We start from the raw sequence: 12,702 nt of genomic DNA on the forward strand, positions 1-12,702 counted from the left end.
AATGTTTTGCTAAACAACTTATCAATTTAACACCTGCTATGCTTCCCTAATCTGTTGGAGGAAAGGGAAGCTACGCGTAAACCAAATCAAATGTATGAAATTTTACCATCTGTTTAGAAGTGGCAAATTAGCTGGTTCTTCTAAAACAATTCTGCGAATTATGAGGCTCACCATGATGATAATTACCACTTGTTTGCTACAAGTGAGTGCTGCCGGTTTTGCACAAAGAATCACGCTTTCTGAGAAAAACACGGCGTTAGTGAAAATTATTCAAAAAATAAGGGTTCAAAGCGGCTATGATTTTATGATCGATAGCAAGCTTTTGAATAAGGCAAAAATGGTGACTGTAAATTTACAGAACGCCACGATAGAGGAGGCAATAAAGGCCTGTTTAGCCGGCCAGGAGATCAGCTTCTCTATTGAGAATAAGATCGTATTGTTAAGCCCTAAAGAAATGTCGGTTGTGGACCGGATCCTCGATTACATCAATTCGATCAACCTGAAAGGAAAGGTTCTGGATGAAACAGGGCAGGGACTTCCCGGGGCAAGTGTCAAAGTAAAAGGGAAGCCTCAAACGGCTGTTACGGATGCAAATGGGGCATTTCTTTTGAAAAATCTGAATGAGGATGATATTTTGCAGATTTCTTATATCGGGTATGTAACTCAAGAGGTAAAAGTTTCAAAATCCACAGAAATTAGTATAAAACTGGTGCCTCAATCGTCTCAATTGGGCGAATTGGTTGTCGTAGGTTTCGGTACACAAAAGAAGGCCAATTTAATCGGATCGGTTGCACAGGTTACTGCAAAAGAGATTAATGATCGCCCGGTAAGCTCATTGTCTAATGCCTTAACCGGGATGTTACCTGGGGTAAACATTATCCAGCGTAGCGGGCAGCCAGGTTTGAGTGGTGCGAGCATCCAGGTGAGAGGAGTAGGCTCTTTTGGTGCCAGTACTGGTGCGTTTATTCTTGTAGATGGAATTCCAGTCAATTCATTTGATGATATTGATCCGAATGATGTAGAGAATATTTCCGTTTTAAAGGATGCCTCTACTGCTGCAATTTACGGTTCCAGGGCTGCGAACGGAGTAATTTTGGTTACCACGAAAACGGGTAAAAGTAGCGATGGAAAGATCAAGATTGCTTATAATGGTTATTCAGGCACGCAAAAGGCAACAGCTTATCCTGAGTTTGTCAACTCTGCAGAATATGCCACCTTAATGAATGAGGCGGTTCCGGGTGCGTATACCCCTGAACAGATTGAGAAGTATAGAAATGGTTCTGATCCGGATAATTATCCAAACGTCAACTATACAGATCTGGTTTTCAAGAAATCTACTTTTCAAACGGGTCATAATCTTTCCTTTTCAAATAGTACTCAAAACACCCAGTATATGTTGTCGCTAGGCTACCTATATCAGAATGGAATTGTGAAAAACAACGATTATAACCGTTATAACCTGCGCTTTAACATGACCAATACTTTTAGACCCAACCTGAAGTTAACCACACGTTTATCTGGGGCGCAATACCTGAATCATGAACCGGCACCACCAGCCACTTTAGATTGGGTGAATATGCTGGGCAGTATCAGCCAGGTGATCAGGGTTCCTGCTATTTATGCGAATAAACTGAGCAATGGGGATTACGGACTGGGGGTTGTGGCTAAAGGGACACCGGTTTCTTATATGGATAATGACTCCTTTTTAAAGATGAAGCAGACCGATCTATTGCTGAATACACGTCTGGATTGGGACCCGATTAAAGATCTGAAATTATCGGTTATTGCTGGCTATACGCAGTTGAACGATAATTCACAGCGTTTTCTAGCCAATCAACGTTTAAATTCAAATGTTACTTTGGGACCTGGATCCTTAACTCAAGGGAATCAACTCGATGCTTATAAAACCTTGCAGCAACTGGCAGAGTATAAAAAAACAATTAATAAACATGAATTTGGCGTGTTATTGGGGCATACCTACGAATATAAAAAGTTCTCTTCCTTTGCCGCCAACAGAACAGGATATAACAGTAACTCCCTGACCGAGCTAAATGCTGGAGATGCCAATACACAAAAGAATAGTGGTACGGCTATGGAGTATGCTTTGGATTCTTACTTCGGAAGGTTAAATTATAATTATGCGGGTAAATACCTTGCAGAAGGAACAATTAGATATGATGGTTCTTCCCGCTTTCCTGAGAATGATAAATATGCTGATTTTTCTGCAATGGCTGTAGGCTGGAGGATTTCTGAAGAGGCATTTCTAAAGGATAGGTTAAGCTGGTTAACTGATTTGAAATTGAAAGCCTCGATTGGCGTACTTGGTAATCAGAATATTCTTTTACCAGATGGCTCACAGGATTATTATCCTTACCAGGGAAAACTGAGTCCGGGGCGAAATTATCCTTTTGGAGGGGCATTGTCTTCTGGTGTTGCTTACCTGACCTTAACAGATCCTAGCATTCATTGGGAGTCTACCAGAACGAAGGATGTAGGGCTTGATGCGACTTTGTTTAAGGGGAAATTAAATTTGAGTTCGACTTATTTTGACCGCTATACTTATGACATTTTAGTGAGTCCGGGTGGCAGTGTCTCCAATGTGCTGGGCTTTGGAGTTGGCGTACAGAATTCTGGAAAACTGAGCAATAAAGGCTGGGAGTTTACTGCAGCTTATCGTGATCAGATAGGTGAACTGTCATTTAATGTCAATACGAATTTCTCCATCATCAATAATAAAGTGATCGATTTAGGTGTAGGAAATATCACACAATTAAATGGCTTAATCGGTAATGGCAGCACGCTGTTTATTGGGGCTCCGATGAACATTTATTATGGCTATGTAGCAGAAGGTTTGTTTAAAGATGCCAATGACATTGCTAATTATGCAGATCAGAAAAGTATCAATCCGAGGGTGCAGCCAGGTGATATTCGCTATAAAGATATTAGTGGACCAAATGGTGTACCTGATGGTAAAGTTGATGCAAATTATGACCGTAAGGTATTGGGTAGTAGAATCCCAAAATATAGTTATGGCATTAATCTGGGAGTAAATTACCATAATTTTGATCTTTCTGTCCTATTGCAGGGTGTGGCTAAGGTAAATGGGTATTTGAGTGACTATGCTGGTTATGCTTTCTATCAAAATGGAAATATTCAAAAATGGCAGGCTGAAGATCATTGGTCGGTAGCCAACCCTAATCCTAATGCCAAATATCCTCGCTTAGAGGCGATCACGAATCAGGGGACACCAAATACACTTACTTCTTCTTTTTGGATGTTAAACGGTAATTATCTGAAATTGAGAAACGTTCAAATTGGCTATAAGTTCGATAGTCCGCGGTTGAAAAAGGCAGGAATAGAAAATCTGAGACTTTATGCTACCGCACAAAACCCATTGGCATTTAGCAAATATCCTAAAGGCTGGGATCCGGAAATCAATACCGGAGGAAGCTATTATCCGATTCTGGCGAATTATACGCTTGGTCTAAATGTTAATTTCTAAAAGCTATTTAAAATGAAGGTTACATATCTATATAAATTTTTATTGCCGGTATTGTTGATATCGGGAACGCTAGGCTCCTGTAAAAAAGAGTTGAATAAAATACCATTGGATCAGTTCTCTACGGAGGGATTCTGGACCAGTCAGGCGAATGTGAACCTGGCATTGGCGGGAATGTACAGAGGGAATATTCAAATGTCAGCAAATCCGACGGGTGCAGAGTATTCTGCAACGGATTGGTGGTCTTATCATGGCTTATTATATACGGAGTTTGCTACAGATAATGCTTACGACAGGCGTGGTGATAATTCTGGCTTCAATACGCTGACGAATGGAACATTAACCGCAACAAATGGTTACCTGGGTAATTATTGGCAGGCGAGCTATGCCAGGATTGCCAGGTGTAATTACTTTCTGGAAAATATTGCGAAGGCAGACATTGCTCCTGCAATCATGGCCAGAATGCAGGCAGAAGCGCGTTTCATCAGAGCTTGCCAGTATTTTTACCTTTCACAGTTTTTTGGTTCGGTGCCATTGGTACAGAAGACCTTGACGATGACGGAAGCCAATACCGTGTCGAAAGCGACGAAGCAGGCCGTCCAGGATTTTGCTGAGCAGGAGTTTAAAGCCAGTGCGACCATATTGCCAAGGTATGGCCAGATGGCTGGCTCGGAGAGAGGCAGGGCTACCGCCCAGGCGGCCTTAGCTTTTCTTGGTCGTTTATATCTGGCAGAAGAAAATTGGGTTGATGCGGCTTCAACTTATCAACAAATCATTGATTTTGGGGATAATAGTATTGACCCCAATTTTGAGAGCTTGTTTAATGGGACCAACGAAACCAGCAAAGAGATCATTTTTGCTACACAGTATCAGCAGGATTTGGCTCCCAATGCCATGATGCAACACAATTATCCGGCTGTTCTTGGTGGTTTTATGCTGCATTGTCCTTTGGGAAGTTTGGTAGAATCTTATGAATTTACTGATGGTACACCATTTTCTTTTAGTGATCCAAGATATAATGCCGCAAATCCAGGACTCAACCGCGATCCGAGGTTAAAGTACACTGTGCTTTATAATGGGCAGTCTTTTAAGAATATCATCTACAATAGTAATCCTGATGCCATCAGTTCTGCTGATCAGCTGACTACTACAAAACAGGGAACCCGTACGGGATTTGCTTTAAAGAAATTTAATAGTGAAGCTTTTAGCGGGGGTGATCTACAAAATTCAGGTATTGATCTGCCAATTATCCGTTATGCAGAAGTGCTATTAGGTTATCTGGAGGCAAAACTGGAAGCCGGACAGGCTGCTGGAAATCAGGCACTGCTGGATGCAACAATTAATAAAGTGAGAGGTCGTAGTACAGTAAATATGCCTCGGGTAACGGAAACGGATCCAACAGCTTTGCGTGTTATTTTGCGTAGAGAGCGTAGAAATGAATTGGCTTTAGAGGGAATTCGTTATTGGGATTTGTTGAGGTGGAAGAATATCGGGCAGGTTTTGAATGGTGATTTTTATGGGGCTGCATTTCCCGGTGCAACGAATCTTCGTAAAAAAGGAAATGCGGTTGATCCATATAGTCGCTGGTATGTTACCTCAAAGAACTTCCGTGTTGGACAGGATGAACATTGGCCTATTCCTCAGTCGGAGCTGAGTATCAATCCGAATCTTAAGTAATTTATCATTAGCCGCCCCTTTTTGTTTTTATCTTAGGGGCTGCTTAAACTAAACACACACATGAAAAAGAACCTATTAACCTTATGTTTTATGGCTCTGGCCTGTACTGCGATTGGGCAGTCGGCCAAAAAAGTTAGGAAGAACCAACCCAATGTCATTTACATTTGTGCGGATGATCTTGGATATGGAGACCTGAGTTGTTATGGGGCAACGAAGATCAGTACACCAAATTTAGACCGCCTTGCAGCAAATGGGATACGTTTTACCGATGGTCATGCTACTTCGGCTACTTGTACACCCTCCCGTTTTGCTTTTATGACCGGTGAGTATCCATGGCGTAAAAAAGGAACCGGGATTTTGCCTGGTGATGCTGCATTGATTATTCCAACGAATAAAACCACCCTGCCGAATCTGTTTAAGAAGGCAGGATACCAAACTGGAATTGTGGGTAAATGGCATTTGGGGCTGGGTGACGCAGTCGCGAAAGACTGGAATAATGAAGTGAAACCAGGACCGAATGAAGTAGGTTTTGACTATTCTTTTATCTTTCCAGCTACCGCAGATCGTGTACCGACCATATTTTTAGAGAATCATAAAGTATTGGCCTTAGATGCTAATGATCCTATTGAAGTGAATTATGCGAAGAAAGTAGGAAATGATCCTACTGGTAAAGACCATCCAGAATTGCTGAAAATGCAGAGTTCACCAGGACAAGGACATAATCAAACTATTGTGAATGGTATTGGTCGTATTGGCTATATGAGCGGTGGTCATATGGCGAGGTGGGTAGACGAAGAAGTTTCTACTACTTTCCTAAACGTTGCACAGGGTTTTATTGATAAAAACCAACATCAGCCTTTCTTTTTATATTTTGCTTTAACTGAGCCTCATGTACCGCGCATGCCAGCAACGATGTTTAAAGGGAAAAGTGGATTAGGTTTACGTGGGGATGCAATCTTACAGTTAGACTGGACAATTGGTGAAATCATGAAACAATTAAAATTACTTGGTATTGATAAGAATACGATGATTGTATTTACCAGTGATAATGGTCCTGTACTTGATGATGGGTATCAGGATGAGGCGGTGACTAAACTCAATGGACATCGACCTGCAGGTGTATTGAGAGGTGGAAAATACAGTGCTTTGGAAGCGGGTACCAGGGTGCCATTTATTTTGAGCTGGCCTGGACAAGTAAAGCCGCAGGTTTCTTCGGCTTTAGTGAGTCAGATGGATTTAATTGCTTCTTTCTCCAAACTAATTCAACAACCGATCCCTGTGGGTGATGCTCCGGATAGTGAAAATGTTCTGGATGCATTGATGGGTAAATCTCAGCAAGGAAGAACTGTATTTGTAGAGCATGGTGCTACGCTTACTTTACTTAAAGATGGATGGAAATATATTGGTCCAAGTAAAGGTGCTGCTTTTATGCAGGATGTAGGGATTGAAACCGGAAATCTGCCTACTGCACAGCTTTACCATCTGAAGGAAGATTTAGGAGAAAAAAATAACCTGGCGGAGAAATATCCTGAAAGGGTAAAAGAAATGGCTGAGCTTCTGGAGCAGATTAAGTCAAAAAAATAATGAGGTCATGAGCCCGGTGTTTGACCGGGCTCATTTTCTATGAGCAGTTTTGCTGATTTTTACCGCGCTCTGTTTATTAGTGCTGGGCTTTGTGAATATCGTTTAACGATTGATTTTTAATCATTATTAATTAACAGCATTCTTCTTATCTTTGGGCACAACAATTTAAAGATGGTTTATTTTTAATTGATGCCTATAATATGTCTGAACAAAACCCCGCCGAACTTGCCGCTAAATTTGTAAACTATACTTCCAAACATATCTTTCTAACCGGAAAGGCCGGCACCGGAAAAACTACTTTTTTGCGTAACCTGATTGAACTGACCCATAAAAAGGCAGTAATCGCTGCGCCAACTGGTATTGCGGCGATCAATGCTGCGGGCGTTACCATTCATTCTTTGTTCCAGCTTCCTTTTGGTACCTATCTGCCAAAAGCTCCGGCTGCAGATGGCGATCATTATAACCAACAATACAATACCCCTAAATCTATTGTCCGGCATTTGAACATGACTTCCTCTAAAAGGAAGGTACTGATTGATATGGAATTGCTGATCATCGATGAGGTGAGTATGCTTCGTGCGGATTTGCTCGATGCAATAGACATGGTTTTACGTTACATTAGAAGGAACAATACCGCTAGTTTTGGAGGCGTACAGGTATTGTTCATTGGTGATTTACACCAGCTGCCACCCGTGGTGAAATCTTCAGAATGGAATCTGATGGGACAGTTTTATAACAGTGCTTATTTTTTCGATGCGCTCGCTCTGCAAAATAATCCGCCAATCTATATTGAACTGGAGAAAATCTACAGGCAGGCAGATCAGGTCTTCATCAACTTATTAAATAACCTGCGTAATAATGAGGTGACGGCTCAGGATGTAGCACTTTTGGATAAATATTATAAGGCTGATTTCAAACCAGCGGTAAATGAGAAGTACATTACGCTAACCACACATAATAACAAAGCGGACGCCTTAAATAAGGAAAGACTGGAAGAGTTGAAATCTTCTTCTTATTTGTATACCGCGAAAATCGAGAATGATTTTTCTGAGTATGCTTATCCTGCAGAGCATATCCTGGAGCTTAAAAGAGGTGCTCAGGTGATGTTTATTAAAAACGACCCAACTGGTGAACAGCGTTTTTTTAACGGTAAGATTGCAGTGGTTACTGAACTCAGGACGGACCTGATAGAAGTGCAGGCAGAGGGTACCAATGAGAAGATCATTCTTGAAAAATACACCTGGAAAAATATTAAATATACTACTGATAAGGTAACCGGAGAGATAGAAGAGGAGCTGGCAGGAACCTTTACCCAGTATCCACTGAAATTGGCCTGGGCGATAACGGTCCATAAAAGCCAGGGTTTAACTTTTGATAAAGCGATTATTGATATCGGGAGTGCATTTGCACCGGGACAGATTTATGTGGCATTATCCCGTCTTAGATCCCTGGAAGGTCTGATCCTGACTTCTAAAATTTCAGGTTCCGGCATCCGACAGGATCAAAATGTATCTTTCTTTTCAAAAACAAAAGAAAATCAGTTGAGCCTGGATCAACAAATTGTCACAGAGCGGGATGCTTTTTTGAGAACTTACCTTCTGCAATGTTTTGATCTGACCCCTTTAGATAATTATGTGTACGAGCATGTACATTCCTATACTAAGGATATTAATAAATCTGCGAAACAAAAACATGTGAAATGGGCTGGTCAACTGTTGAAAGACCTGAGTGAGGTGAAGGCAAATGCCAATAAGTTTTTAGCACAAATTCAAAGGATGTATGCTGTGGATACGCCGGAAGGAAGAACGGCATTACTGGAAAGAACCATTGCAGCTGAAAATTATTTCAATCCGATAGTCGTAGGTTTCTCTAAACGTATTTTTGAACGAATGGAGCTGGTAAAGCAAGATAAGCAGGTTACGGCTTATTTAACCGAATTACTGGAAATGGAAGCCTTGTTTTATGATCAGTATAAGAAAATAAGAAAAGCTACGGCAATGTTAAATTCCAACATTAATGGGACAGAGTTCACTAAAAAGGATGTAACCGCATTGATGAGTCAGGAAGAAAGGGCAGCTACTATGGCGAAAGTGTTTGCTGTTCCGGGTAAGCTAGACTTTACAGCTAAGAAAGCCAAAACTACAAAAGGTAAAACAGCGGCTCCGAAAGTGGAGAAAGCTCCAAAAGTTGATACCAAAGAAGTTTCTTTGGAAATGTTGAAAGCAGGAAAAACACTTGTTGAAATTGCCTCCGCGCGTAAAATGGTGATTGGCACAATTGAAGGGCACCTTGCATTTTATGTAGCTAAACATGAGGTATCGGCCAAAGACATTATCGGGAAGAAAAAACTGGATCAAATTCTGAAAGCAATTCAGGATCTAAAAACCCTCCAGATGAATCCGATTAGGGAACATCTGGGTAGGGATTATACGTTTGGTGAAATTAAAATCGGTGTTGCTGCGCATCTTGCGGATGGGGAGTATTAAGCCTCTACTTCTCCTTTGAATACCTGTACTGCCGGGCCACATAGGAATATGTTACGGAATTTTGAACCATCATAATCAAACTGGATACGCAAATCGCCTCCCAGTACTTTGATTGGAGTTTCAATATGTCCTTCCTGTTTTAAATGTTGTGCCATGGATAAGGCTACTGCGGTAACTCCTGTTCCACAGGCATAGGTTTCATCTTCTACTCCTCTTTCAAAAGTGCGGACAAAGAAATGATCACCCTGGTTTTCTACGAAATTGATATTGATTCCCTCCACTTTATAGGTGTCATTATTACGGATCGCTTTTCCTTCAGTAAATACATCCATGTCCTTTAAGCCGGTCACCTGTTGAACATAATGTGGTGAACCCGTATTTAAAATATAGGCCTCTCCATCTTTTTCAATGGTATCAATGTCGATCATTTGTAAATTTACCCAATCACCTTCAGCGGAAATTTTGGCATAATGCGGGCCATCTACTGCCAAAAATTCAGTTTCTATATCAATGATGCCCAGGTACTTGGCGAATGCAACAATGCATCTTCCTCCGTTTCCACACATACTACCCAATTTCCCGTCTGCATTGAAGTATAGCATTTCGAAATCACGTGTTTCATGGTCCTGCAATAACATTAATCCATCCGCTCCGATACCAAAACGCCTGTTACACAGGTCTAAAACCGTATTATTATCCTTATATTGGAAGGATAGATCGCGGTTGTCAATTAAAATAAAGTCATTTCCTGCACCCTGGTACTTGAAGAACTTGGTTTTCATAATGGTATGTGGTTTTTATTTTAACATTTTTTAACAGTTTTAAAGGACTGTTACTAATGCAAATATCGTTGATCTGGTATTAAATTTGACTAATCCAATAAAAAGAAAAGTTCTTAACAGGTAAAATAAATTAAATACTTCTGGCTTTTCGCCAACCGGCTAGATTGGTAGAATCAGAAGAAATGAAATTAATTAAACATACAAAAAAATAGGAGACAGATGAAAAAAATAGGATTGATAGCATTGGCCGCATTAATGGGTGGAGCGGCTGCACTAGGTGGCTATAAATTATTAGAACGTAATCAGGGAGGAAGATCCATTTCTGAACAGCAAAACGTACTTTTCGCGAATAACCCTGCGAAGATTTCTTCTACGGGCGCGGTAGATTTTGTACAGGCAGCAGCGGCAGTGTCGCCGGGCGTGGTACATATTAAGACAACTTATGGTGGAAAAACTTCCGACCAATCAGGAGGTTCCCCAATGGATATGTTTGAAGAATTCTTTGGTCGTGGTGGCCGTAGTATGCCGCGTGCACCAAGAGCGGCTTCAGGTTCTGGTGTGATTTTAACGCCAGACGGTTATATTGTAACCAATAACCACGTCGTAGAAAATGCAGATAAAATTGAAGTAATTCTTTCTGATCGCCGTAAGGTAGTAGCGAAGGTAATTGGTACTGATCCTAATACAGATCTTGCCTTGATAAAAGTGGAAGAAACTGGTTTACCAGTGGTAAAAATGGGTAATTCTGATAATGTTCAGATTGGTGAATGGGTATTGGCAGTAGGTTTCCCGTTGGACCTTCAAACTACGGTTACTGCAGGTATTGTAAGTGCAAAAGCCAGAAGTATTGGTATTCTTGCAAGACAACAAAACCAATTGACAGAACAAGAGTATGAAGAATATCGCAGAACTGGTAAAGCACCTCAGCGTGTGAACAGCAGTATTGAGTCTTTCATTCAAACTGATGCTGCAATTAACCCTGGAAACAGTGGTGGTGCTTTGGTGAATGCAAATGGTGAGTTGATTGGTATCAACGCTGCGATTGCTTCTCAAACCGGTACTAATGAAGGTTATGGTTTCGCAATTCCTGTAAACCTTGCTAAAAAGATCCTGGAAGATTTCAGAAAATATGGTACGGTGAAACGTGGCTACATTGGAGTTTCTTTCCGTCCTCTGGATGCAGACGCTGCGGAAGATCTAAAGGTAAATGAGATCAATGGTCTATATGTAATGGATGTAGTGGAGAATGGTGGTGGCGCTGCTGCGGGTATCAAAAAAGGTGATATCATTAAAAAAGTAGAAGGTCAGCCAATTTATGACTCTCCTGATTTGCAGGAAAAAATTGGGCGTATGAGTCCTGGTGATAAAATCAACCTGACCATTTTAAGAGATGGTGCCTTGAAAGATATTACCGTAACCCTTAAAGGTGAAAGCAGCGTAAGTACTCCAAAAAATGCGGCATCTGGTAAAGCTACAGGAGCAAGCATCAGTAAATTAGGTGCTACTTTTGCACCTGCTCCGGCAGCACTAAAAGCAAAATTAGGTGCTAAATCTGGAGTAGTGGTTGCTACTGTTGAGCCAGGTAAATTATTCGATTCTTTGGAAATTCCAAAAGGATTGCTGATCACTGGTGTAAATGGTAAACCGGTAAACTCTGCGAAAGATGTAGAAGCAGCATTACCTACTTCGAAAAACGGAATGACTACAATCACTGGTATAGGTGCTGATGGTCAAAATTATTCCTTCACTTTCTAAGGAATAGATTTTCATAATTGACGGAAACGGGAGGCAGTAATAACTGCTTCCCGTTTTTTTTTGCTTGCAGGGGTGCCTTTCGGGAGGAATGGAGCGGGTTTTTAAGAAATAAAGTCTAGAATGTTTCTAAATAGAAGGATTGTCGTTTTTTTATGACAATCCTTAACCAATTAATTCTTTTATTAAATACTTTTGCATGAATAGAACTAAAATACAATCAAATGGCTAGTTTCGGAAACGCTTTTTCCTCGTCTATAGGAAAAAAACTAATAATGGGTATCACCGGCCTGTTTCTTATTTCATTTCTCGCGGTTCACTGCTTTATCAATGCTTTGATCTTTGTGAATGACGGTGGCTTAACCTTCAATCTAGGGGCACATTTCATGGCCACCAACTGGTTTATCAGAGCGATGGAAGTCGTATTGATGGCTGGATTATTAGCACACATTATCCAGGGTTTACGTTTGGTATTCCAAAACCAGGCTGCACGTCCGGTAAAGTATGCGGTAGTTGATGGCGCAGCAAACAGTAAATGGTATTCAAGATCAATGGGTTTATTGGGAACTATCCTTTTAATCTTCCTGATCGTGCATTTATCTGATTTCTGGGTAGTTTCTCGTTTTACAGGAATTCCTACAGTAGATGCGGTTGGACATGAAAACCTTTTTGCGGTAATGGTAGCAAGATTTCAAACTCCATGGGTTGTGATCTTATACGTGTTGGCAATGGCTTCTCTTTGTTACCACCTATTACATGGATTTGCTTCTGCATTCCAGACTTTAGGATGGAACCATAAAAAATACACGCCACTAATAAAAGCATTTGGTGTATGGTATTCAATTATCATCTCTATCCTATTTGCGATTATGCCTGTTGCAATTTACGCAGGTTTTATTAAATAATTTTTGAACGTATATAA

The 12,702-nt window shown here is 40.8% G+C and carries 7 protein-coding genes; 6 read left to right on the forward strand and 1 reads right to left on the reverse strand.

The features are described 5' to 3' along the window. The first annotated feature begins 94 nt into the window (after positions 1–94). From R2Q94_RS14240 to R2Q94_RS14255, 4 genes are all read left to right on the forward strand, one after another. Positions 95–3,502, forward strand: coding sequence for a TonB-dependent receptor (locus R2Q94_RS14240; protein WP_316822136.1), 3,408 nt, complete (start codon positions 95–97; stop codon positions 3,500–3,502). A gap of 12 nt (positions 3,503–3,514) precedes the next feature. Further along, positions 3,515–5,176, forward strand: a complete 1,662-nt coding sequence (locus tag R2Q94_RS14245) for a RagB/SusD family nutrient uptake outer membrane protein (protein WP_316822137.1) — start codon at positions 3,515–3,517, stop codon at positions 5,174–5,176. A gap of 60 nt (positions 5,177–5,236) precedes the next feature. Beyond that, on the forward strand, positions 5,237–6,760 hold the full coding sequence (locus tag R2Q94_RS14250; RefSeq protein ID WP_316822138.1) for an arylsulfatase: 1,524 nt from the start codon (positions 5,237–5,239) through the stop codon (positions 6,758–6,760). A gap of 200 nt (positions 6,761–6,960) precedes the next feature. Continuing rightward, on the forward strand, positions 6,961–9,246 hold the full coding sequence (locus R2Q94_RS14255; protein ID WP_316822139.1) for a helix-turn-helix domain-containing protein: 2,286 nt from the start codon (positions 6,961–6,963) through the stop codon (positions 9,244–9,246). Here R2Q94_RS14255 and dapF read toward each other — a convergent pair. Then, complete coding sequence (gene dapF / locus R2Q94_RS14260) at positions 9,243–10,028, reverse strand: diaminopimelate epimerase (protein WP_316822140.1); 786 nt, start codon at positions 10,026–10,028, stop codon at positions 9,243–9,245. The two genes, R2Q94_RS14255 and dapF, sit on opposite strands and share 4 nt — an antisense overlap. Positions 10,029–10,247: 219 nt before the next feature. Between dapF and R2Q94_RS14265 the strand changes: the two genes are divergently transcribed. Then, complete coding sequence (locus tag R2Q94_RS14265; protein WP_316822141.1) at positions 10,248–11,783, forward strand: Do family serine endopeptidase; 1,536 nt, start codon at positions 10,248–10,250, stop codon at positions 11,781–11,783. Between the two features lie 221 nt (positions 11,784–12,004). After that, on the forward strand, positions 12,005–12,685 hold the full coding sequence (locus tag R2Q94_RS14270; RefSeq protein WP_316822142.1) for a succinate dehydrogenase cytochrome b subunit: 681 nt from the start codon (positions 12,005–12,007) through the stop codon (positions 12,683–12,685). Positions 12,686–12,702: the final 17 nt, after the last annotated feature.

This window comes from Pedobacter gandavensis, from assembly GCF_032678465.1.
Classification (GTDB): Bacteria; Bacteroidota; Bacteroidia; order Sphingobacteriales; family Sphingobacteriaceae; genus Pedobacter; species Pedobacter gandavensis_B.